General features: G+C 59.8%; 19 protein-coding genes. 4 read left to right on the forward strand and 15 right to left on the reverse strand.

The annotated features are described in order from the left end of the window. Positions 1–99 precede the first annotated feature (99 nt). The 9 genes from AB5Z05_RS10950 to AB5Z05_RS10990 form a co-directional block, all read right to left on the reverse strand. Positions 100–702 carry a hypothetical protein gene (locus tag AB5Z05_RS10950; RefSeq protein ID WP_088869211.1) on the reverse strand — a complete coding sequence of 201 codons (603 nt, stop codon included), beginning with the start codon at positions 700–702 and terminating at the stop codon, positions 100–102. A gap of 252 nt (positions 703–954) precedes the next feature. Continuing rightward, positions 955–1,272 (reverse strand): heavy metal-binding domain-containing protein, encoded by a 318-nt coding sequence (locus AB5Z05_RS10955; RefSeq protein WP_005333757.1) that lies wholly within the window; start codon positions 1,270–1,272, stop codon positions 955–957. Between the two features lie 170 nt (positions 1,273–1,442). Next, positions 1,443–2,243, reverse strand: coding sequence for a cell division protein DedD (gene dedD, locus AB5Z05_RS10960; RefSeq protein ID WP_368151494.1), 801 nt, complete (start codon positions 2,241–2,243; stop codon positions 1,443–1,445). A gap of 74 nt (positions 2,244–2,317) precedes the next feature. After that, entirely contained in the window at positions 2,318–3,577 is a 1,260-nt protein-coding gene (gene folC / locus AB5Z05_RS10965; RefSeq protein WP_368151496.1) for a bifunctional tetrahydrofolate synthase/dihydrofolate synthase, read from the reverse strand. Between the two features lie 2 nt (positions 3,578–3,579). Then, positions 3,580–4,443: an acetyl-CoA carboxylase, carboxyltransferase subunit beta gene (gene accD, locus AB5Z05_RS10970; RefSeq protein WP_005333765.1), complete on the reverse strand. Its 864-nt coding sequence runs from the start codon at positions 4,441–4,443 to the stop codon at positions 3,580–3,582. A 119-nt stretch (positions 4,444–4,562) separates the two neighbouring features. After that, on the reverse strand, positions 4,563–5,372 hold the full coding sequence (truA, locus tag AB5Z05_RS10975) for a tRNA pseudouridine(38-40) synthase TruA (RefSeq protein WP_368151498.1): 810 nt from the start codon (positions 5,370–5,372) through the stop codon (positions 4,563–4,565). 200 nt (positions 5,373–5,572) lie between these two features. Beyond that, on the reverse strand, positions 5,573–7,777 hold the full coding sequence (locus tag AB5Z05_RS10980; RefSeq protein ID WP_279487913.1) for a FimV/HubP family polar landmark protein: 2,205 nt from the start codon (positions 7,775–7,777) through the stop codon (positions 5,573–5,575). Positions 7,778–8,048: 271 nt separating this feature from the next. Beyond that, positions 8,049–9,065 carry an aspartate-semialdehyde dehydrogenase gene (locus tag AB5Z05_RS10985; RefSeq protein WP_368151500.1) on the reverse strand — a complete coding sequence of 339 codons (1,017 nt, stop codon included), beginning with the start codon at positions 9,063–9,065 and terminating at the stop codon, positions 8,049–8,051. Positions 9,066–9,258: 193 nt separating this feature from the next. Continuing rightward, positions 9,259–10,380 (reverse strand): 4-phosphoerythronate dehydrogenase, encoded by a 1,122-nt coding sequence (locus AB5Z05_RS10990; RefSeq protein WP_368151502.1) that lies wholly within the window; start codon positions 10,378–10,380, stop codon positions 9,259–9,261. A gap of 249 nt (positions 10,381–10,629) precedes the next feature. On the opposite strand from AB5Z05_RS10990, the gene AB5Z05_RS10995 reads away from it, so the two are divergent. From AB5Z05_RS10995 to AB5Z05_RS11005, 3 genes are all read left to right on the forward strand, one after another. Further along, positions 10,630–11,373: a phosphatase PAP2 family protein gene (locus tag AB5Z05_RS10995; RefSeq protein ID WP_368151504.1), complete on the forward strand. Its 744-nt coding sequence runs from the start codon at positions 10,630–10,632 to the stop codon at positions 11,371–11,373. A 99-nt stretch (positions 11,374–11,472) separates the two neighbouring features. After that, complete coding sequence (gene rnt / locus AB5Z05_RS11000) at positions 11,473–12,150, forward strand: ribonuclease T (protein ID WP_005333780.1); 678 nt, start codon at positions 11,473–11,475, stop codon at positions 12,148–12,150. Positions 12,151–12,423: 273 nt separating this feature from the next. Next, positions 12,424–13,746 (forward strand): Na+/H+ antiporter family protein, encoded by a 1,323-nt coding sequence (locus tag AB5Z05_RS11005; RefSeq protein WP_005344933.1) that lies wholly within the window; start codon positions 12,424–12,426, stop codon positions 13,744–13,746. A gap of 133 nt (positions 13,747–13,879) precedes the next feature. Here AB5Z05_RS11005 and AB5Z05_RS11010 read toward each other — a convergent pair whose 3' ends face one another. From AB5Z05_RS11010 to AB5Z05_RS11035, 6 genes are all read right to left on the reverse strand, one after another. Continuing rightward, positions 13,880–15,796 (reverse strand): putative bifunctional diguanylate cyclase/phosphodiesterase, encoded by a 1,917-nt coding sequence (locus tag AB5Z05_RS11010; RefSeq protein ID WP_368151506.1) that lies wholly within the window; start codon positions 15,794–15,796, stop codon positions 13,880–13,882. A gap of 1 nt (position 15,797) precedes the next feature. Beyond that, the gene (locus AB5Z05_RS11015) at positions 15,798–16,280 is read right to left on the reverse strand and encodes a molybdopterin-dependent oxidoreductase (protein ID WP_335841812.1); all 483 of its coding nucleotides are present in this window, start codon (positions 16,278–16,280) and stop codon (positions 15,798–15,800) included. A 333-nt stretch (positions 16,281–16,613) separates the two neighbouring features. Further along, entirely contained in the window at positions 16,614–18,515 is a 1,902-nt protein-coding gene (locus AB5Z05_RS11020) for a DEAD/DEAH box helicase (RefSeq protein WP_005337260.1), read from the reverse strand. A 180-nt stretch (positions 18,516–18,695) separates the two neighbouring features. Continuing rightward, positions 18,696–19,157, reverse strand: coding sequence for a hotdog fold thioesterase (locus tag AB5Z05_RS11025; RefSeq protein ID WP_257725400.1), 462 nt, complete (start codon positions 19,155–19,157; stop codon positions 18,696–18,698). A gap of 168 nt (positions 19,158–19,325) precedes the next feature. Beyond that, complete coding sequence (locus tag AB5Z05_RS11030) at positions 19,326–19,814, reverse strand: hypothetical protein (RefSeq protein ID WP_139740347.1); 489 nt, start codon at positions 19,812–19,814, stop codon at positions 19,326–19,328. Then, complete coding sequence (locus AB5Z05_RS11035; protein WP_368151509.1) at positions 19,814–22,885, reverse strand: FAD-binding and (Fe-S)-binding domain-containing protein; 3,072 nt, start codon at positions 22,883–22,885, stop codon at positions 19,814–19,816. Before AB5Z05_RS11035 ends, AB5Z05_RS11030 begins: the two co-directional genes overlap by 1 nt. Before the next feature lie 167 nt (positions 22,886–23,052). Between AB5Z05_RS11035 and AB5Z05_RS11040 the strand changes: the two genes are divergently transcribed. Next, on the forward strand, positions 23,053–23,979 hold the full coding sequence (locus tag AB5Z05_RS11040) for a cation diffusion facilitator family transporter (RefSeq protein ID WP_368151511.1): 927 nt from the start codon (positions 23,053–23,055) through the stop codon (positions 23,977–23,979). The last annotated feature ends 293 nt before the right edge of the window (positions 23,980–24,272 follow it).

Below are 24,272 nucleotides of genomic sequence, written 5' to 3' on the forward strand. Positions count from 1 at the left end.
CCCGCACGGCGATCAACCAATAGAGACAACAAAACAGAGAGCGGCCATGCCGCTCTCTGTTTTTTGCATCAATGACCAAACCGTGGCACGGCACGTCTGTTACTCGAGCCGGATGGGGCCGGTATTCTGAACATCGCTGTCATTCCAGTCGCTCTCATCGCGAATGCGCGGATCCCCCTGCAAGGTGTAGAGGATGGTGCCCTGACGAAACTGCAGCGCGCCATCGGCCCGTTTCGCCTTCACCTTGACTCCGTTGACCCACACCTGCTCCTTGCCATCCACCTGAATATTGGCCACCGTGGCGCCTGTCTCGCGGTTCTTGGCGATCCACTTGCCCTGATAGGGCGAGTCTCCCTTGGCCATCGGCAGTGCGGCTGCCTTGCCCGCCGACCAGGCGTGCACGGTGCAAAAGCCGTGGGCCCGGCGATCATGCTTGATGACGTAATCCAGGGTGGGTTCGCTGGCGGGCAGATCGAAGGTGATCCCGATGACCACCTTGCCGTTTGTGGCCGAATAGGCGGCGGGCGCCAGTGTTTTCAGGGTCGCCTTCTTGCCATTGATAAAGACGTTGCCCCCTTGTGACTTGACCCGGATATCGGTGGGACAAGTGGCGCTGAAATTGGGCAGCGCCGCGAGGGCACTGCCGGCATGGGCTGTCATGGCCAGCATGACAAGGGTCAGCAGAGCAGGTTTTTGATTCATAGTGATGCGCCTTCAAGAGAAGAGAACCTCGTCCGTGAGCGGTGTCGTTCCTGATGGCGGCACTCTAGCTTGGCCCTCTCGGGCCACCCAGTTAAAAAAAATAAAACCGGCCAGCGGAATTATTAATAAATATAAATATTTAAAATCAATGAGTTGAGTGATAACCCTGCCAGCCGCCACGTATCAGACTGGCAATAAAAAAGCCGATAACCCGGTTATCGGCTCATTGCCCATGCAGAGGCGGGTGCCCGATCAGACCACCACGGCGGTGCCACTGATGCTGACCATCAGCATGCTGCCATTTTGCCCCACCACCTCGTAGTCGATATCGATGCCGACCACCGCATTGGCGCCAAGGGCGGCAGCACGTTCTTTGAGCTCATCGAAGGCGATCTCGCGGGCACGGGCCAGCTCTTTTTCATAGGCACCGGAGCGGCCGCCGATGATGTCGCGGATCCCGGCAAAGAGATCCTTGAAAATGTTGGCGCCGAGAATGGCTTCGCCAACCACGATGCCGCGGTATTCACGAATGGTTTTGCCTTCCAGCGTGGGGGTCGTCGAGAGGATCATCTTGAACTCCTGTGAGTAGCAGAAGGGCTCAGACTACCCCAACTGCCCGAAAATCCCAACCGGGGGGTGACCTGTACGACGCCGTCCTTAAAAATCACGACGGCCAGATAAAAAACACCGCGCACGGGGCGCGGTGTTTGTTTCAAAGGGCCATTGCCAACGGCAAGCCGTCACGGATTGTAAGAGACCACCGAGCCACTGAGGCCGGTCATCTGGGAAATCCGCCCCTGCATCCCCTGCAGTTTGGCCTTGGAGACATCCGGTCCGATAAAGACCCGGTTGAGCTGACCCTGCACCGGTGTGCGCGGCGAGGTGTGGGCAGAGTAGCCCGCCGCCCGCAGCTTGCTCACCAGCGCGTTGACGCTGTCGACGTTCTTGAAGGCGCCAAGCTGGAGGATCCAGCTACCCTGCGCCGGTGCCGCAGCAGGCGCGGGGGTGGTCGGCTGGGTCATCTTGCTTTCAATCAGATCGTCGAGGGACTTGATCTGACCCGCCTGCGGCTTGCTCGGTGCGGGAGCCTTGACCACTTCAACCGATTTGGCTGGCGTAGGCTTGGGTGCTGGCTTGGGCGGTTCGACCGGCTTTTTGGCCACCACTTCCGGCTTGGGCTGTGGCTTGGGTTGAGCATTCTGTTGCGGCTGGACCGGCGCCGGTGCGGCAGGGGTTGTCGCCGGCTGCGCGCCGTTGCCCTGACCGGCGAGGGTCATAGGGTCAGCCACCTCTTCCACTTGCCACTGCTGGGCCGCAGAGGCCTGTTGCTGGCTGGCCAGATGATCGGCTGGCAGGCTGCTGGCTGCCGAGACCTGCAGCGCAGGCTTGGCAGGCTCCAGCTCGGGGCGCAGCGGGATCTTGGCAAAGGCCTCCTCCTTTTGTGCCAGCTTGTGACCATCCAGCAAGTCCGGCAGGAAAATAACAACCAGGGCCACCAGGATGACGGTGCCCACCAGACGGTTTTGAAACTTCGAGGCCAAGTTGAATCCTACCTTTACGTAACTCAATATGCGATTTGGCTCCCCGCCCGAGGGCCGGGGAGTCGGGGTGTGGCCTAGACGGCGACACCCGCCAGAATGTCGGCGACAGTGTAAAACGAACCAAACACAATGACCATATCGTCCGGACTCGATGCGGCCAACGCTGCCTGATAAGCGGCGCTGACATCATCAAACTCCCTGGCAGGGCCCTTGCCCTCCCCCAGCGCCGCAGCCAGCTGCGCAGCAGTGGCGGCGCGCGGGCCGGTGAGGCTGGCCAGATACCACTCGCCGATCAGACCATCGAGTTCGGCAAGGGATCCCGCCATGTCCTTGTCTTTGAGCATGCCGACCACGGCGCGGCGTACACCCAAGCAGGGCATCTTGCACAATTGCGCTGCCAGATAGGCTGCCGAATGGGGGTTATGGGCCACATCGACGATCACCAGCGGCACACTTTGCAGCTGCTGCATCCGGCCAGCTAGCCGGGCATTGGCCAGCCCGTCGCGGATAGCAGACTCCGGCAGCGGCAAGCCGAGGGATTCCAGCGCCGCCAGCACGGTCACCGCGTTCATCAGCGGCAGCGCCGGTTTTGGCAGATCCCGCCACTGGTTGAGGCCGTGATAATCCCAACCGCTCGCGTGCTCATCGCCACGAAAATCGATACCGACCTGACGCAGGTTGGCGCCAAGACGCTGGGCTTCGCTGGCAATAGTCGCGGGCGGATTGGGCTCACCGCTGATGGCGGGCTTGCCAGCGCGATAGACGCCAGCCTTCTCCACAGCCACTGCTTCGCGGGTATCCCCCAGCCAGTCGCAGTGATCGAGGGCAATGGAGGTGATCATGGCGACATCGGACTCCACCACATTGGTGGCGTCGAGCCGACCGCCCAGCCCCACTTCCAGCAGCAGCACATCGGGCGCGGCGCGGCAGAAGAGCCACAAACCGGCCAGGGTGGCGAACTCGAAGAAAGTAAGGGCAATCTCGCCACGAGCAGCTTCCACCTCGGCAAAAGCGGCGCAGTGATCGCTGTCGGGCAGCTCTTGCCCGTTGACCCGCACCCGCTCGGTAAAGCGCAGCAGATGGGGCGAGGAGTAGACGCCGACCTTATAGCCTGCGGCCATCAGAATGCTGGCCGCCATGGCACAGCTGGAGCCCTTGCCGTTGGTGCCCGCCACCGTGATCACCTTGAACGGCAGCTGGGTAAGCCCCATACGCCGGGCGACAGCACCGACCCGATCCAGCCCCATGTCGATATTGACCGGATGGATCTGCTCCAAATAAGAAAGCCAGTCGACAAGCGACCGGCTTTGGGATTGTTGCATGTTTGAACTCATCTTCACTCTTCGATGACGTGAGTATTCAGCATTTTGGCGAGCAGGCTGGCCAGACGGTTACGCATTTCGCGGCGATCGATGATGATATCGATGGCACCCTTTTCCAGCAGGAACTCGGAGCGCTGGAAGCCTTCCGGCAGCTTCTCGCGCACGGTCTGCTCGATAACGCGCGGGCCGGCAAAGCCGATCAGCGCCTTGGGCTCGCCCACGTTGATGTCACCCAGCATCGCCAGACTGGCAGAGACGCCACCCATGGTGGGATCGGTCAGCACGGAGATATAGGGCAGTCCCGCCTTGGTGAGTCTGTCCAGCGCAGCACTGGTCTTGGCCATCTGCATCAAGGAGAAGAGGGCTTCCTGCATGCGAGCACCACCAGAGGCGGAGAAGCAGACCAGGCCACGGCCTTCCTTGATGCACTCCTCGACGGCGCGCACGAAGCGGGCACCGACCACGGAGGCCATGGAGCCCCCCATGAAGGAGAACTCGAACGAACAGGCGACAACCGGTACCCCTTTGAGGGTCCCTTTCATCACCACCAGCGCATCTTTCTCCGCCGTCTCTTTCTGAGCGGCAGACAAACGATCCTTGTAGCGCTTGGAATCCTTGAATTTCAGTACATCCTGCGGCTCCAGCTCGGCACCGATCTCGGTACGACCCTGCTCATCGAGGAAGCTCTCGAGACGGGCGCGGGCGCTGATGCGCATATGATGATCACACTTGGGGCACACTTCGAGGTTGCGCTCCAACTCTGCCCGGTAGAGCACCTGTTCACAAGCACTGCACTTGGTCCACACCCCTTCCGGAATGTTGTGACGACGGGGCGCAGTGATCTTGCTCTTGGGAAGAATCTTCTCAAGCCAGCTCATGGAATTCCTTAATGCTTTTGTGCCTGACAAAACGCATCGAGCCTAGATTGTTCAATGACTTAATAGCTCGATGGCAACAAATGACGGGTCATTAAACCACAATTTTTCGGGCGCAGTTACTAAAAACTGGTCGTACCCGGTGCCGAGTCTGGCAGCCACAGCGGGCCTAGCGGCAACTGCGGCAGAGCAAACTCGGCCGGGTAATCCACGTCGACCAGATAGAGGCCACCGGCCTTGGCGGTCGGCCCGGCCAGATTGCGATCCTTGGCAGCCAGCACCTCGGCAATCCACTCCACCGGTTTGAGCCCCTGCCCCACCAGCAGCAGGGAGCCGGTGATGTTGCGCACCATATGGTGCAGGAAGGCGTTGGCCTTGATGTCGAGCACGATGTAGGGGCCGGAGCGGCTGACACACAGATGGGTCACATTGCGCCACGGGGTGTTGGATTGGCAGGCGACGGCACGGAAGGTGCTGAAGTCGTGCTCCCCCAGCAGGCTCTGGCCCGCCTGGTGCATCAACTCCTCATCGATGGTCTCGTGGTAGTGGCTGACGCCACTGCCGAGGATCGCCGGCCGGTAGTTGTGGTTGTAGATGACATAGCGGTAGCGACGGGCGGTGGCGCTGAAGCGGGCGTGGAAGCTCTCGTCCACCTGCTTGACCCAGCGCACGGCGATATCCGGCGGCAGGTTGGAATTGAGCCCCAAGGTCCAGGCCCCTTCGGCACGGTTCGCCTCGGTATCGAAGTGGATCACCTGACCGGTCGCATGGACACCGGCATCGGTGCGTCCGGCACACTGGATGGAGACAGGGTGGTTGGCAATCCGGCTCAGCGCCGTCTCCAGTTCAGCCTGCACGCTGATCACTTCACGCTGACGCTGCCAGCCGAAATACCGGCTGCCGTCATATTCAATACCTAGGGCAATTCGCATGGATAAACTTGTCTTGTTGTGAAAACGCAGTGAAAGAAACGGGGCGGATTATACGCGCTCAGCCTGAAAAGTCCCACCACACGCGCAATTGGCCTGGATTGCGAGCCTGCACGGCCATGATCCCCCATCGCAAATCGCCAAAATATGAGGGGCAGCCTGCTGGCTGCCCCCATTTTGCTGATCCCGTGATGGGAGATGCTTTAGCCCAACCGCTTGAGCAACTTCTCGGCTTCGGCACGCTGGTGATCGCTGCCCTGCTCCGCCGCCTCTTGCAGCAGCTCGCGGGCGCTATCCTTGTCGTCAATCTCGAGGTAGGCACGGGCCAGATCCAGCTTGGCACCCACACCGCCGTCGTCGGCATCCACATCAAACCCGGTGGATTCCGGCAGCACCTCGGGGAAGCCATCGAGCCCCACATCCAGCGAGAAGCCCTGATACGGCTCCTGCTCCGGCGCAGTGGCATCCGCTTCAGCCAGCAGCTTGTCGATCTCGACGTAGCCACTCTCCTGTGCCTGCTCACGGGGCTGGAGATCTGCCGGATGTGATTCCACCTCGGCAAACGCATCTTCGAAATCGGAGAGCGCCAGCTCGTTGGGATCCCACTCCAGATCCAGCTCCGCTTCCTTCGCCTTGACAGGCTCAAGACCGAGCTCGGCCAGCATGGCATCCGCACTCTCGTCAGCGTCCTCTGCGGCACTGAGATCAATGGCGTTATCATCTTTGCCAGCAGCAGGCTCGTCGAGGGCACTGTCGAAATCGCCGAGATCGAAGCTCGCCAGATCGTCGTCAGCGGAGCCGACTTCGTCGATGGAGCTCAAATCGGGCTCGAGGTCGGCTGAGAGATCCGCATCCAGCTCGGCAAACAGGGCTGCCTGCAGCTCCTCTTCGCTCATAATCTCGTCAGCGGCCTTGGGCTTGGGGTTGAACTCGCTGGCCAGATCCATGGCGGGCTCGTTGGCCAGCGCAATGGGCTCATCCAGCGCGAGATCGAGATCCGGCACAAGATCCGGGTCACGACTGGCTGGCTGGGCCGCCATCCGCTCAGGCTCAAAGCCCTGCAGCTCCATCTCGCCCTCGTCGCTGAACACCAGATCGACATCCGGCTTAGCGGCCGGCTCGTCAGGCTCCATCGGCATAAAGCCATCCGGGGTGTTGAGATCCGGCACAGGGCGCACCGGCTCGTTGTCGGTCACATCGACGCTCAGCAGGTCATCAAACTCGCTCTGCTCCTGATCCATCATCATGGCGGTGGATTCGGAGAGGCTCTTCTCCTGCTCTTCCAGTTCGCGGCGGGCACGGGCACGCAGCCACAGGGTCACCAGCGCCAATACCAGCAGCACCGGCAGCAGAATGATCATGGCGAGGTTGAGCGGTGAGGAGAGCAGATCCATCAACCAGTTTTTCTCAGGCTCAGGCTCGGCTGCCGCCGGCGGGACCGGTTGGGCCTTGAGCTCGGCAATCTCTTTTTGCAGCGCCGTCTGATCCTGCAGCTGGGCCTTGAGGGTCTCCACCTCTTCGGTCAGGGATTGCAGACGCAGCTTGAGCCTGTGGTTCATCTCGGTCACCTGGCCGAGCTGGGCATTGGCATCTTCCAGTGCCAGCGCCATCTCAGTGGCCGGTTTGCCCACTGGTTTATCCAGATCGGAAGGCAGAGGCGCCGGTGTGGTGCCTTCTGCTGCGCTAGGAGCAGGTGCTACCGCCTCTTTCGGCGCTGGCTCGCTCACCTTGGCCACTTCTTTGGTTTCAGCCGCCGGTTGCGGTGCCACCACCGGGGCGGGAATGGGGGCGGCTTTCGCCACTGGCAGCGGCGCAGGCGCAGCCTTCACCAGCTCGGTCTTGGCGGCTTCAACCTTCGCGGGTTTGGCGGCAGCCGGCTTGGCGGTATGGGCCTGCTTGTCAGCCAGATATTTGGGGCTTAACCCCTTCCAGCTGGCGTTGTCGCTACGGAACTTGGCGCGGGCCTGTGCATCAGTGATGACGCTCGCCTCGGCCGCGGTCGGCAGCAGAATGCGGGACCCCACCAGAATGTGGTTGATATTGCCATCGGCAAAACTGCGGGGGTTTTTCTCGTAAATCGCCACCATGGTCTGGTAGACGCTGACCCGATTGGAGGGGCGATATTTGCTCGCCAGGCTCCATAGGGTATCGGTCGGACGAACAGGGCCATAGCTACCGGCATTGGCAGTGACCTGACGCACCACCGGCTGGGCGGTTGTACGCACCGGTTGTGCGGCGGGTCTGGCGACCGGCTGCGCCAGCGGCTGGGAATTGACGGCGGGAGGTGCGGGTTCGTCAGGGCCTTTTAGCTCGACAAAAAAAGGCTCCCGCGCCGAGTCTTCAGCCTGGACGGTGCCCAGCAGACCCAATGCGAGTAGCGTTGCCAATGTTATGCGGGAATGTCCCATATTCGTTCCTTCGTATGACGGCCCTATCACATTGAAAAATCTGGATAGTTACCCCAAAACAGTCGGTTCAATATAAATCAGGCTCGCCTGGCAAGCCAGCAGTCCGACACATTTAGCACCCAACTTGACCCTGAGTGTAGGAAAAAACTTAATCAGTTGATATCGCAACAGAATCTTGAAGTGACGGAGTGCGGCATGGGTCACACCCCGGTTTGATCACAGGCCGGATGCGCAGCACTCCCTGCTGCGCATCTGTGGCATCTGACCGGCCTTACAGATAGTCGCGAACCAGCAGCTCGGCAATCTGTACACTGTTGGTTGCCGCGCCCTTACGAACGTTATCGGCCACGATCCACATATTGATACCACTTGGATGAGAAATATCCTGGCGCACCCGACCCACCAGCACCTCATCCTTGCCGGTTGCGTCACGCACCGGGGTCGGATAGTCCCCTTCGTCATCAAACAGGGTCACACCCGGCGCATTGCGGAGCAGCTCCTTGACCTGTTCGGCATCGAGCGGCTGGTGCAGCTCGACGTGTACCGCCTCGGCGTGGCCGTAGAAGACCGGCACCCGCACGCAGGTGGGGTTTACGGCAATGCTGGCATCCCCCAGGATCTTCTGGGTTTCCCATACCATCTTCATCTCTTCACGGGTGTAGCCGTTGTCAGTGAAGCTGTCGATCTGCGGGATCAGGTTAAAGGCGATCTGTTGCGGATAGAGGGTCGGTTCCACCGGACGACCGTTGAGCAGATGAGCGGTCTGACCCGCCAACTCGCTGACCCCCTCTTTGCCGGAGCCTGACACGGATTGATAGGTGGCCACGTTGATGCGGGCAATGCCCACTTCGTCGTGCAGCGGCTTCAGGGCCACCAGCATCTGGATGGTGGAGCAGTTGGGATTGGCGATGATGTTGCGATTGCGAAAATCGGCCAGCGCATCCGGGTTCACTTCCGGGATCACCAGCGGGATATCTTCGTCGTAACGGAAGCAGGAGGTGTTGTCGATGACGATGCAGCCGTGTTCGGCAGCAATCGGCGCCCACTTGGCAGAGACCTCGGCACCGGCGGAGAAGAGTGCGATCTGCACCTGGCTCCAGTCAAACTCCTCCACATCGAGGATATCGAGGTTCTTGCCGCCAAAGCGCACGGTATCACCGGCACTGCGGCTGGAAGCCAGCGGATAGAGGGTCGCTACCGGAAATTCGCGCTCTTCCAGGATCTCGATCATCGCCTGACCCACGGCGCCGCTGGCACCCAATACCGCTACGTTAAACTGCTGGCTCATTCTGTTCTCCTCTGATAATGCTGCAATGGCGCCGGATGGCGCCATGGTCGGCAGTCTCCCGCAAGGCGAGATGACGCTGCCTGATATGGCTGAGCCGGCGCAGTAGCATCTGCGCCAGCTCAGTAAAAAAGGGGGTCGAGGTAGCCAGTACGGCTCACCCCTTCCGGTTATCTTCCAACTCTTAGTCCCCGATTCAGGGGCGTGACAGCGCAAATCCCAGCTCGCCCAGCGCCTGGTCGGCAAACGCTCCCTCAACCTGCAGGGAGGATAGTTCACGGCGCTCGGGGTAGTGTTTGCGCTGCTCGTCAAAGCTGCCGGGCAGGCCGAGTCGGGTCCGGAAACGGGCATCATCACGGCGCACATCATAAACCAGATGCACCAGCTGCTTGATCAGCGCCTGATCCGGCGCGCGGCCCGGCACCACCGCCTGCACATCGGGGGCGGGCAACAGCCGACTCAAATCCTGACGAGGCTGGCGTCCCAGCTGCTGGCAGAGCGCCTGATAGAGCATCCAGGTACCGCGAGCCTTACCCTCCAGGCTGTAACCGGCGATATGGGGGGTGGCAATCTCGGTATGGGGCACCAGCGCAGCCAGTGGCTCGGGCTCGTTCTCCCACACATCCATCACCAGTCGCAAAGGCGCATCGCCCAACTGGCGCGCCAGCAGGTCACGGTTATCCCACACCTCGCCACGGGATGCGTTGATCAGGATCTGTCCGGCAGGACGCGCGGCAATCTGTTCGGCATCGAGCAGATGGTAGGTAGCATCCGGCCCTTCACGGGTGATGGGCACGTGAAAGCTGACGATATCGGCGCCAAGGGCGGTCTGGTAATCGACAAAGCCCGCATCAGGATTATCCCGCGCCCTGGGCGGATCGCAGCGCAGCACCCGCATGCCGAGCGCTTGGGCCTTGCCAGCCACGCACTCGCCGGTATTGCCCGCGCCAATCACCGCCAGAGTCATGGCCGAGAGCTCGAGTTCGTAACGCTCCGCCAGCACCAGCAAAGCGGAAAGCACATAGTCCCCCACCGAATACTTGTTGCAACCGGGGGCGCTGAAGAAGGGAATATTGCGGCTTGCCAGCAGGGCCTTGTCCACATGGTCTGTGCCTATGGTGGCGGTGCCGACAAACCCGAGTTTGGGGCTGGTCGCCAGCAAATCGCCGTTGACGCGGGTGACCGAACGCACCAGCAGCACATCGGCATCCAGCAGATCGCGGGCCTGCATCTGCCGTCCGGGCAAGGGGATCACCTCGCCAAATTCGGCAAACAGCTCCACGGCATGGGGCATATTCTCATCAACTACTATCTTCATCGGGCTCTCTTTGGTCACAACCGCCACGGGGGCGCCATTCTAGCGCAAAGCCGCCCGAGATTTCAGCCTGTGATGCAATCCGGCGCGAAACGGGACCACATTGCGCGGCAGCCGCTCCATCCGCCCGCTCAAACAGAGGATGTGGCCACAAAATGTGTAAGCAGAGGTAACAAACGTGCTGCTCGGCTTTGTCCGAGCATGTCACGGTGGCACAATGCCCCTCTTTTTTCGCGATCGCCCATACCCACCATGCCGCCACACGCTCCGCCGCTCCCAATGTCAACCGCCTCACTCACCCGCAGTCAGGTGCTTGGCTTCACAGCCCTGTTAATCCTGCCCCTGTTACTACTCGCCACATTGCCCTGGCAGCCTTTTCTGACCGGTTCACTGCAATCAGGCTGGCTATGGTGGTCATACGCCCTTACCCGCATGGTCGATATTCCCGGGATCGGGGTCAGTGGCGCCCTCTTGCTGTTGCAGACCCGCTACAAACTCAAACTGGAGCTGTCCCCCTTCATTGCACTGGGGTGTGCGCTGGCAGCCCTGCTCGCCAGCGACTGGGTGCTCAAGAGCCTGATCAAACACCTGACCGAAGAGCCCAGACCCTATCTGCTCTGGCTGGAGAGTCAGTCGCTGATCCCGGCCATCAAGCACTTCTACGCCAGTAGCATCGATGTGCGCAGTGAACAGGTTCATGCCGCCAGCCAGTTGCTGGCCCTGCCTGAGTGGCTCGGCCACCACTGGCAGGCCGAGGTGAACTACGCCTTCCCCTCCGGCCACAGTATCGCCGCCATCAGCCTGGCCCAATTTTTCGGCCTTATCTGGCTGGCCCGCGCCCCCACGGGCGTCTGGCTGCTGCCGTTGTGGGCGCTGGGGGTTGGTCTGTCGCGCATGGTAATGGGAATGCATTGGCCGGTGGATGTGCTGGCCAGCGCCCTGTTGGGCACGCTCACGGCGCTGATTGCCGCCCGCTGGTGGCTGCACAGATATTGAATCCTGCGCCATCTTGCCGCGGCCGACTGCGTGGGATGGGGGGACAAGCCTGTGCTTTTTTGCCATAATGCCGCCTCATTTTATCCCGACCGAGATCCCATGACCGACGCAGTTCATACCCTCAAGGGCCGTTTCCGTGGTTTTTACCCCGTCGTCATCGATGTTGAAACAGCCGGGTTCAACGCCAAGACCGATGCCCTGCTCGAAATCGCGGCTTACACCCTGAAAATGGATGAGCAGGGCTGGCTCGTTCCCGATCAGGTATTCCACTTTCATGTCGAGCCTTTCGAAGGGGCCAACCTGGAAAAGGCCGCGCTGGAGTTCACCGGCATCGACCCCTACAACCCGTTGCGTGGCGCTGTCTCGGAAAAAGAGGCGCTGACCGAGATCTTCAAGGGGATCCGCAAGGGGATGAAGGAGCAGGATTGCGGCCGCGCCATCATAGTGGCCCACAACGCCACCTTTGATCACGGCTTCGTGATGGCTGCCGCCGAGCGCGCTGGCCTCAAGCGCAATCCGTTCCACCCGTTTGCCACTTTCGACACCGCAGCTCTCTCCGGATTGGCGCTGGGTCAGACCGTACTGGCCAAAGCGTGCCAGAGCGCCCGCATCCCGTTTGACAATAAAGAGGCGCACTCTGCCCTCTATGACACCGAACGCACCACAGAGCTGTTCTGTCATATCGTTAACCGCTGGAAGAGCATGGGGGGTTGGCCGCCAGCGCATCCGGATGATGACACAACCGATGCCCCTGCCGACGATGAGGGACAAGAATAAACGGATGAAGGCTGCCACTGGCAGCCTTCGCTTTTTGGGGACGTGATTGATTGCACAGCGCACCGGAAATCGCTATCAACGTCACTATCCACCGCTGCGCACGGGATGCACGGAGACAAACAGGTCACAACCCCTCATGTTGAGCAACCTTGTGCCACATGCTGCTGCGATATAAGGGGTTTGACTGATTTTTTACTCGACATTTGTCACATTTTTCGCAAACTAACTCCCCTTCACATGACAGACAGCAATAACAAACTATAAGGAAATCAAATGAATCCAGTTGTTATCGCAGTCGGGCTGATGCTGGTGCTCAGTCTGCTGCGGATCAATGTGGTGGTCTCGCTGGCGCTGGGGGCCATCGCTGGCGGCCTGGTCGGTGGGCTGTCGTTGACCGATACCCTCACCACCTTCAGCGGTGGTCTGGGCGGTGGCGCCGAGATTGCCCTCTCCTACGCCATGCTGGGCGCCTTTGCGGTTGCCATCTCCCGCTCCGGGATCACCGACCTGCTGGCCCGCAAGGTGATCAGCCAGTTGGGCAAGGATGCCAGCTCGACCCGTATCATGTGGGTCAAAACCCTGCTGCTCTCTTCCGTGCTGGCCGTGGCGATCTCCTCCCAGAACCTGATCCCGGTTCACATCGCCTTTATTCCCATCCTGATCCCGCCGCTGCTGCATGTGATGGCACAGATGCAGATCGACCGTCGTCAGGTGGCCTGTGTCATCACCTTTGGCCTGACAGCTACCTATATGGTGCTGCCGGTCGGCTTTGGTGGCATCTTCCTGAATAACATTCTGGCCAAGAACCTGATCGATAACGGCGTGCCCATCACCACCAGCCAGATCCCGCTGGCGATGGCCATTCCGGTCGCCGGTATGGTACTGGGCCTGCTGATTGCGGTATTCATCAGCTATCGCAAACCGCGCCAGTACGATCTGGCCAAGATCCTGGATGCCGAGCCCGAAGCGGTCGAGCTCAACCTCACCCACATCTGGGTGGCCCTGCTGGCCATTGGCGTAGCGCTGGGTCTGCAACTGATGACCAACAGCATCGTACTGGGTGCGCTAGCCGGTTTTGTCATCTTCACCTGCGGCGGCGTCATCAAGTTTCGCGAAAGCCAGGATGCCTTCACTCAGGGGGTGCGGATGATGTCGCTGATCGGCTTCATCATGATCTCTGCCGCCGGTTTTGCCGCGGTGATGAAGGCAACTCACGGTGTCGACTCTCTGGTTCAGGTGGTCGCCTCCGGCATCGGCCAGCACAAGGGGATCGCCGCCTTCCTGATGCTGCTGGTGGGTCTGCTCATCACCATGGGGATCGGCTCTTCCTTCTCCACCGTGCCCATCATCGCCACCATCTATGTGCCGCTCTGTCTGCAGCTCGGCTTCTCACCGATGGCGATCATCGCACTGGTCGGTACCGCAGGCGCGCTGGGGGATGCGGGTTCACCGGCCTCCGACTCGACGCTGGGCCCCACCTCCGGCCTTAACGCCGACGGCCAGCACGACCATATCTGGGACAGCGTGGTGCCCACCTTTATTCACTACAACATCCCGCTGGTGATCTTCGGCTGGATTGCCGCCATGGTGCTCTGATAGCCCCTTAGGCTGCGAACTCTGCACGTCATAATAAACAAAGAAGGCGACCATCAGGTCGCCTTCTTTGTTTATTCGGCTAGATGAACAACAGCACGGTAGCTTGTGGTAACGGTGAAAAGGGTACCGCTCGCTAACCCAGCGCAACCTCCTGCATGATGCTCCGATTGATAAAGTAGCGATGGCAGAACAACAAAAAGTCCTGCAGCGGCAAGGGCCTGGAGTAGAAATAGCCCTGAATTTCATCCACCCCGATACTCAGCACCGCCTTCAGCTCATCATTGTTTTCCACCCCTTCCGCCACCACCCACACACCGAGTTGATGAGAGAGGCTGGTGATCGCCTCGACGAACAGGGCCTGACGGGTATCGTTGTCGATGGCAGTGATAAATGAGCGGTCAATCTTGAGCTTGTCGAAATAGAGTTCCCGCAAGTAGGAGAACGATGACCAGCCGGTACCGAAATCATCGAGGGCCACCCGCACCCCGATCTGACGCAGGGTATCGATGATATGCTTGCTCAACTCGATATCATCCAGAGCAATCGTTTCGGTCAGCTCGACGATCAGCTGTTGCAGGCTTAGCGGCCCCTCTCCCATGTTCTCATCCAGCTGGGCTGCCAACTCCATAGTGAACATGGAACTCGAGAGGTTGACCGAGATCTCCAGCGGTTCAATCAAGTCGCTCGGGAAAGTGGCGAGATCATGTTGCAAGCGCCGGAAGATCCATAACCCGAGCGCCTCCCCCAGCCCGTTATCTTCTGCCAGCGAGATGATATCGAGGGGCGGAATAAACCCGTACTCCGGGTGATTCCAGCGGATCAGTACCTCAGCCCCCAGTCGCACCCTACCTTGACCACGGACAATAGGCTGATAGTAGAGGCTCAACTGCAAATTGCTGTGGTGCTGGATCAGCTCGCGCAACTCGGTCGACAAACGGCGGTTGCGCAGATAGTGCTGATACATGCTGCTGGAGAAAACCACGTAACGATTCAGCCGCTTGCGCTTGGCACTGTCGAGGGCGATATCGGCAAACAGCAGCATCTCCTCCGGCGTGTGTACCGGTCGCACGTACTGGCTGACCCCCATAAAGACCCGCACCCGGTGGGCGGGGTCAGTCGCCAAGGCAAGCCCGGCAAGTTCGTTACGCAGCTGCTCCAGAAATGGAAAGCGCAAATAGGTGGGCATAACGCCGGAAATAATGATGGCAAACTCATCGCTACCGGTGCGGGCGGCAAAGATACCGTCAACCGATACGGCGCGGATCCGCTCGGCCAGTTGCGTCAGCAATGCATCCCCCACCTCGTAGCCCAGGCTGTCATTTACCTCCCTGAAATGGCCAAGATCCACCAGACAGACGGTCACGCTGCTGCGCCCCCCTTTATGTCCCGTCAGCTGCTTGAGGTGTTTGATCAAGGAGGCCCGGTTTGGCAAGCGGGTTAGCGCATCATTCCACGCAAGAAAGTGCTGGTGGCGCACTTCGCGAAACAGCATCAGCAGCATCACCACGGTCGCCAACATCAAGAAAGCCAGAATGAAGAAGTTCTGGATACGCGACGAGTTGAGTACCTCCCGCTGGGCAATAGCGGATGGGCCGGTGAAATTTTTCACCATCACATCGCGGATCGCAGCCAGATCCCGAGCCAACTCCTCGGCAAAACGAGCAAGTTCTTTTGAATCTCGCTCTCCGCTGACCACGGCCTGCTCATACTTCTCGAACAGAGTCATGATCTTGCCTGCTGCCTGTTCAGCCCCAAAGCGGGTTCTCACCGGCTTGGCCTCCTCCCCGTGCAGGAAGACATCGAGCCGGTTCCAGGCAATATCAAAGCGCTTGTTCATCTCTTCCTGACTGGTCGAACCGGTGCGATAGAGAGAGAGCGCTTCATCAAAGCCATGGATTTCCAACTCCAGCTGCGCCAACGCCCAGGCGGAGAGCTGGGTATAGCGAGTCACTGCATTGAATGCACGGTCATAGTTCCAGACCGACCAGATGGCGACCCCCAAAAAGGCAGTCACCATCAGGATCAAGCTCAGAAACTTGCCGCGCAGCATCTTATTTGCTCTCAATCGCCGTCAGTTGCCACACCATCCGGCTGTGATAGAGCTCCTTGTTCAGCTCCGGGTGATCAGAGAGGGGATAGATGATCCAGAGAGGCCCCTTGTTGCGCAGGGTCAACGCCTTGCCATCCTGCTTCTCGGCCAGCAATACCGCATATTTATCCCCATCTTCCAGCGGCACCGCAGCCCAGTAGTCATTGATGGCGACCGCCTTGACCTCCCCATTCTTGAGACCATACATCTTGACCAGATCTCGCAGCAGCACGCCACGATAAGTGTGATCCCCCTCAGTCCAGGGGGTCTCGGTCTTGACCTCTGTCTGAGGTAAGGCCTCAAACTCGGCCCGGGTCAACACGACCTCCCCTTTACCATTGCAACAGCCATTTCCCTTGATCTTGAGGAAAGGATCATCAGCCAACACCATGCCAGAAACGAGACAACCGGATAACAGCAATATCCTGCCAAGCCATCCACCCATGATAGACCTCCGTATCGTACTGTTTATTTTATTGGTTTCACTCTGCTCACCCACATGACAACGGCAGAGTCACAATGCAAAACCATGTTGCTGCAACCAGCTCACCACAACAGGCAACCAGCATCAGGCTGTACCCGAATGCCACCAAAAGCATGGCATCCTGGCTCCGAATGTCGCAACCGCACCGGAAAATATTCATGTCCCTTTGGTTCACGACCTGGCTTGTGGAACAGAAATATGACCCCCATACAGGCAAACTGACGGTACAGTCCCTATCGCAGATACAAAAAAAGGCCGCTCAATGAGCGGCCTTCTTCATAACGGGATCAGCAATCAGCTTTCGCGACGCTTGCCACCGAATTTGCGATCTTTGTTGAAGCCACCTTCACGGCGCTCCCCGCTCTTGTTGAACGGACGGTCACCCTGGGGACGGCGATCCTTGTTGAAAGGACGGTCGCCACGGAACGGACGATCACCACGGGGCGGACGGCTGCTGGTGTTGCCACCGGCCGGCACTTCGGTGTAGCGGGTGATTTGCAGCGGACGCTGGCAAACACGGGCTTTCTTGATCACTTCCAGTACATCGGCGGTCATGCCTTTCGGCAGATCGACGGTGGAGAAGTCATCAGCGATGTCGATGTTGCCGATGAAGCGGCTCTCGATGTTCGCTTCGTTGGCGATGGCGCCCACGATCTGGCCCGGCTTGACGCCGTGATGGGCACCCACGTCTACGCGGTAACGCTCCATCTCCACGTCCGGGTTGTCTTTCAGCGGACGCGGCTCCAGGGACGGCATGCGACGGGCAGGACGATCGCCACGGTCACCGAAGTCACGACCGCCACGGTCGTTGAAGTCACGGCGCTCGAAGCCACCACGATCGTTGCCAGCATTCAGCAGCGGATCCGGAATGGAGTCATCCAGCAGCAGCGGTTGGTCACCCTGTACCAGCTTGGCCAGTGCGGCAGCCAGCTCCAGCGGATCGGCAGAATCTTCTTCGATCAGCTCGTTGACCAGGTTGTGGTAGATCTCGAGCTCTTCACCCATCATGGTTTCGCGGATGCGCTCTTTGAACTTGGCCAGACGATGCTGGTTGATGTCCTCGGTGCTCGGCATCTTCATTGGCTCGATGGCCTGACGGGTTGCGTGCTCGATGGCGCGCAGCATACGACGCTCGCGCGGAGCGACGAACAGGATGGCTTCGCCTTTACGACCAGCACGACCGGTACGACCGATACGGTGAACGTAAGATTCGGTGTCGTACGGAATGTCGTAGTTCACTACGTGAGTGATACGCTCAACGTCCAGACCACGGGCAACAACGTCGGTGGCGATCAGGATATCCAGCTGGCCCTGACGCAGTTTGTCGACGGTACGCTCACGCAATTTCTGCGGGATGTCGCCGTGCAGCGCTTCACAGGCGTGACCACGGGCGGCCAGCTTGCCAGCCAGCTCTTCGGCAGCGTTCTTGGTACGTACGAATACCAGCAGAGCTTCGTAGGATTCCACTTCCAGCAGACGGGTCATGGCGTCCAGCTTGTGCAGACCGGTTACCTGCCAGTAACGCTGGCGAATAGTGGTAGCGGTAGCAGTCTTGGAGGCGATCTTAATCTCTTTGGGCTGCTTCAGGTGCTTCTGGGCCACGCGACGGATCTGCTCCGGCATGGTGGCAGAGAACAGGGCAACCTGACGAGTGCTCGGGCACTGCTCCATGATCCAGTCAACGTCGTCGATGAAGCCCATACGCAGCATTTCATCAGCTTCGTCCAGTACCAGAGCTTTCAGGCCGGAGAGGTCCAGGTTCTTGCGACGGATCAGATCCATCACACGGCCCGGAGTACCAACGACAACCTGGGCACCACGACGCAGGGCGCGGGTCTGGGTTTCGTAGGAGGCACCGCCGTAGATGGGCAGTACGTGGAAATCAGGCATGTGGTGGGCGTAGCGTTGGCACGCTTCAGCCACTTGCAGCGCCAGTTCGCGGGTAGGCGCCAGCACCAGGATCTGGGTGTTGCGGTTACCAGCTTCCAGACGAGACAACAGAGGCAAGGCAAAAGCAGCGGTCTTCCCTGTACCGGTTTGCGCCTGCCCCAGCAGATCGTGTCCCGCCATCAGGTGGGGAATTGCTGCGGCCTGGATCGGTGACGGGCGCTCATAGCCCACGTCCTGCAGCGCTTTCAATACAGGCGCGGCCAGTCCAAGCTCACTAAAAAGGGGCAGTTGTTCGGTATCAGACATAGATTCTTCCAGATTAAGGCAGGCGGCTAACACCGCGGAATAGCAAAAAGGCGGCGATTATAGCGCCACTTTGTTCTGCTGTCTTGAAAAATGTGATAAGCCTCTCAAGACGTTGGCAATTATAGAGGGATCTGACGAGTATGGCTTGCTTATTTTGCACTCATAGTGCGTTATTGCGGATCACTCCTCGCTGGAGTCCTTGCCCCGCTTGTGTTTGAGCACCGCCATGGTCAGTCGGCTGGTGCACAATAAACGCTCACGTTCGTCCCGAATTTCAATCTGCCACACCTGGGTTGTTGCTCCCAGATGGAGCGGCGTGCAACGCCCGGTCACCACCCCTTCCCGTTTAGCTCGCAGATGGTTGGCATTCACCTCCAGCCCCACACAGTAGCTATCTGGCCCGACCGCCATATTGGCGGCAATCGATCCCAAGGTTTCCGCCAGCACCACGGACGCGCCACCATGGAGCATGCCAAGGGGCTGGTGAGTGCGATGATCCACCGGCATGGTCGCTTCAAGCCAATCGGTGCCAAAAGCCGTGTAGACGATATCGAGATGGGCCATCAGGGTGTTGCGAGAGGTGGCGTTGAGCCCCTCCAGATTCATGGGTTTACGCCAGATGGGCGCAATATCGTGACTCATTGCGAGCAGACTCCTTATGTAAGCGATGAATGCGTACCGATATGAGTGAAACGCCCTCCATCGGCAACATGGTTCTGTTATATGAGTTGTTGGTTACCAGGTGACGTGTTAACAACGCAGCCCCGACCCGGCGCTGCGTGTTACACAATCATGCCCTTAAGCGGGATGTCACCAGGGGTAGGTAACGCCGGGCCACTCGGACCAAGGCACATCTCGCCCCGGCAAGCGGGGGGCTGGCCACTGCCACACCCTGGCGAGCCACTCGCGCAGCTGAATCTCCAGCTCCTCATCCGTGATGGGCGCCTCGGCCACCTTCCAGAAGAAGAGCTCCACCGCTACCTCCGGCAGCACCGAGGGGTAGAGATAAACCCCGCCCCAAAATTGCGGCTCCCGATCTGGGCTCCAGAGGCCATAGGCAAAGGAGCGCTTGGCCAGAAACTCCGACTGCTGCCACTCCAGATCCCCTTCGTGCTGGCTCAGGCTGAAGTTGGCGGAGGGCCAGAGATCGTTCGGGCGAAACAGCTGATGGAGCTGCTCGCGCTCGCGCAACATGGCGACAAACTCCACCACCGCCTGAGCGGGAGTGGCGGGTAACAGCAAGAAACGTGGATGCCGATAGGCCTTCGGCACCCGAAACCGCTTGGGGAACGTCAGCATCAGAGCAGCTCCAGCAGGGCTTGTAATGGATGTTTGAGCTTTTCCCCCTCCATCCGCTTGACCTGACTGCGGCACGAATAGCCGGTCGCCAGACAGCGTCCCTTGGGCAGGCGGGCGAGCGGGTCTGCCCAGCTCAACCCATAGATGCCCTTGGAGTTCTCCACCTGTTTGACGTCGTGACCATAGGTGCCCGCCATACCGCAACACCCCACAGAGACCGGCTGCAAACTGGCCCCGAAGCGGCCAAACAGGGTGCTCCAGTCACCGTGAGTGGAGGGCTTGGCGGTCTTCTCGGTGCAGTGGGCAAACAGATACCAGGGCTCACTCCCCTCCTCGATCTTGGTCTTGTTGGCGCTAGCAGGCAGTTGATCTGCCGGCAGCGAGAGCAGCCACTCCTGCGGCAACAACACCTGAAAATCACCGCGGGCCGACCCAAGCGCCTTGGCATACTCGTCGCGATAGCAAAGCACCATGGCCGGATCCACCCCCACCATGGGAATGCCAAGCGCCGCCACCTTGTTGAGGAACTGGGCGCTGTTGGCCGCGGTACGGGCAAAAGCGCGCAGGAACCCCTTGATATGCTGGGGCTTGCCGTTAGGTTTAAAGGGCAGCAGATAGGGCTGGAAACCGAGCTTGCTGGCGAGTTTCACCAGGTCGCGCACCACGGGGGCATCGTAATAACTGGTGAAGGGATCCTGCACGATGAGCACTACCTGCTTGCGCTGCTCGGCACTCATCCGCTCCAGTCCCGGCAGATCAAAATAGCGGGCGCGGTTATCGTGCAGGCTCTCGGCCAGGGTCGGCACCGAGAGCAGCGGCACATCCACCATGCCGATACTCTTCTCGGTCGCCTTCTGGGCCCACTCTTTTTCGAGGAAGAAGTTGACCAGCTTCGGCGCCTTGGCAAGCAACGGCGCATAGCTCTCCACCGTGCCGACGAAGTAATCCTTGGGGGCGCGCAGGTAGCGGCCGTGATAGAGCTGCATAAAGCGGGCGCGAAAATCGGGCACATCCACCTTGATCGGGCACTGGCTGGTGCACGCCTTGCAGGCCAGACAGCCTGCCATCGCCTCCATCACCTCGTGGGAGAAATCATACACGCCACGCTGTTTGGCCCAGCTGTTGCGCACCTTGTCCACCAGCTGTTTGAAGCGCACACCACCGGATTGCAGCGCCACCTCTTCCGCCAGCGGGTCAAAGCCCTGCTCCGCCAGCTGACGCAACCATTCACGCATCAGGCCCGCCCGCCCCTTGGGGGAGTGGCGGCGATCACGGCTGATCTTGACCGAGGGGCACATGGGGGAGTCGGTCTCGAAGGTGAAACAGAGGCCGTTGCCGTTACAATCCATGGCGCGGGTGTAGCTGGTGCGCACTGCGAGCGGGATCTGGCGGTCATACTTGCCGCGCTTGGGCCCATCCACCGATACCAGCTCGGCGCCGCTACCGTAGGGGATACAGATCTTGCCCGGGTTGATGCGGTTGGCCGGGTCGAACGCCCCCTTGACCCGCTGCAGCTCTTCCCACAGCTCGCCAAAGAAGGCGGGGCTGTATTCGGAGCGAAAGCCCTTGCCGTGCTCCCCCCACATCAAGCCGCCATATTTGGCAGTGAGCGCTACCACCTGATCGGAGATGCGGCGCAGCAGCACCTCCTGCTCGGGATCGCACAAATCCAGCGCCGGGCGCACGTGCAGCACACCGGCATCGACGTGGCCGAACATGCCGTAGTCGAGGCCGTGGGCATCCAGCAGAGCGCGAAACTCCATGATGAAATCGGCCAGGGATTCGGGCGGCACGGCGGTATCTTCAGTGAAGGCCACCGGCTTCTTGCGCCCTTCTGCGTTGCCCAGCAGCCCCACCGACTTCTTGCGCATGGTGTAGATGGTCTCGATGCTCGGCAGGTGGTCACACACCTGATAGCCGATGATCCCGGCTTCACCCTTGGCCAGCAGCTCGTCGATACGGCGGCAGAGCTCCGCCACCTTGGCCCTGTGTTCTGCTTCATCGGTGTCGGCAAACTCGACGATATTGAGCCCCTGCAGATCCTTGCCTGGCACATCCTGAATAAGTTCTTTCACCGAATGCCAGATGATGTCGGCGCGGGCCAGCCCGAGCACCCGGGAATCCACCGTCTCCACCGACAGCGCCTGGGCCTGCACCATAAAGGGGGCATTGCGCAGGGCGGAGGGGAAGCTGTCGTACTTGACGTTGACCAAGGTGCGATAGCGCGGGATGGGGGTGATATTGAGTCTGGCTTCGGTGATAAAGCAGAGAGACCCTTCAGAGCCGCACAGCACGCGACTGACATCCAGCGTGTCGGTATCGGGTTGATAGAGATGCTTGAGATCGTAACCGGTCAAAAAGCGGTTGAGCTTGGGGAAGGTCGCCTCGATGTCGGCGCGGCGCTCCTTACCGATGCGATAGAGGGTGCGATAGATCTCCCCTTCGCGATTCTCCAGCGCCAGCTTGTCGGCCAGTCGCTCACCGGTCAGCGGCTCGGTCGCCATGATGTCGCCATTCTCCAGCACGGCTTTGAGGCCCAGCACGTGATCCGAGGTTTTGCCGTAGACCAGAGACCCCTGCCCCGAGGCATCGGTGTTGATCATGCCCCCTAAGGTGGCGCGATTGGAGGTGGAGAGATCCGGCGAGAAAAAGTAACCGTGGGGCTTGAGATAGGCGTTGAGCTGGTCTTTCACCACCCCGGCCTGGGCACGCACCCACCCCTCCTCCAGATTAATTTCCATGATCTGGTTCATATAACGGGAGAGATCGACGATAATGCCGCCGCCCAATGACTGGCCATTGGTGCCGGTACCGCCACCGCGAGGGAAAAAACTCAAGGAGGCGAACGCCGGCTCTGCGGCCAGCTTGAGCATTGCTGCTATGTCGTCCGCACTGCGCGGATAGAGAACCGCCTGAGGTACTACCTGATAGACGCTGTTATCCGTCGCCATCGCCAACCGGCTTGCATAAGACTTTTCGATATCACCACGAAATGCGCTGCGCTCTAGCAACTCAAGAAACTGCAGGGTTGCGGGTGACAAACTGTCCTGGTAATCGAGTCTCGGGATCATGAATCCTTGTTCCCATCCTTTGCTTGATGCCGGCACGCCGGCGACAACGACTGGCCAGCCACCTGTCAATGGCAGTCAGGCCAGTCCGCTCACATGTGAGCGGGCAGTATATCAGCTAGAAAACCGCTTGCGCTTGGCAATATTCACCATTTGAAAGGAGGACTTTTATGGCTCACCACAGCCATGTTATCAGTACGCTGGTCACCACCGAAAAACAGGCGCTTACCCTGTCGCTGTTCGGTTGTATCACCTTTGCCATCTTCGGCATCGGCTACGGCCTCTTCGTCGGTTCCAACGCCATCATGCTCGATGGTATCTTCACCCTGTTCAGCATGGGTATGACGGGCCTTGGCCTCATCACTGCCTATCTCGTTACCCGCCCTTCCGATGCGCGCTTCCAGTACGGCTATGCCCACTTCGAGCCCATCACCAACGTCATCAATGGCACCATTATTCTGCTGCTCTGCCTTGGCGCTCTCTATAGCGGCATCACCACCCTGCTGGATGGCGGACGAGAGATCGATCTCGGCCACGCCCTTATATATGCCGCCGTCTCCACCTTCTTCTGCGCCATCATCTATCGCATCGAAGCCCAGGTTGCCGAACAGGTAGACTCCGAGCTGGTGCGGGTCGACTCCAAGGAGTGGCTGGTGGATACCCTGCTCAGCGCCACCCTGCTTATCGGTTTCGTGGTCGCCATCGGCCTCGATGCCATCGGCTACGGCCAATACAACCGCTACATAGACCCGGTTCTGGTCTCGCTGCTGGCCCTGTGTGCCACCCTCATTCCCATCAAGGTGCTCAGTCGCAACCTGCGGGAAGTGTTGAAGATCGCCCCCAAGGGGGATGTGCCCCGCCAAGTCGAGCGGGAAATCGAGGCGCTGCGCCAACGCCACGGCATCGAGTGCTACAGCCATCTGGCCAAAAGCGGTCGCCGTTTCGATCTGGAATTGAACATTCTGGTAGCACCGGGTCAGGAGTGGCCTGTCGAACGTCAGGATGCCCTGCGCCAGGAGCTCTGGTCCCGCCTCGGCGATACCTTGGGGGATGCCTGGCTGTCGGTCTGTTTCACCCGCGAAAAGCGCTGGTTGTAAGGACCGCACGGGGGAGCGCGGCCCGGCCGCCTCCCCCTGTCTCATCACCACCCCATCACGCCCCGCTGATGCTGCACTTGCCAAATTGGCGCCAGCCGCTATCATCAGGGCTCATTTTTCACCCGAGGTTTTATTGCCCATCATGGACAATCCCCGAAGTTGCCCTTCGTCTCTCTCTGTCAAAGCCTATCTTTTTCTGCTTAATCAGCGCCTCTGAATAACACCTTTGCCTTGCTGTTACTGCGGCCATCTTGCGCCGTGATCACTGTTTGCTCTGTCTGTTTTTATTGAGG

The sequence above is a fragment of the Aeromonas sp. R2-4 genome (genome assembly GCF_040908365.1).
Lineage (GTDB): Bacteria > Pseudomonadota > Gammaproteobacteria > Enterobacterales > Aeromonadaceae > Aeromonas > Aeromonas veronii.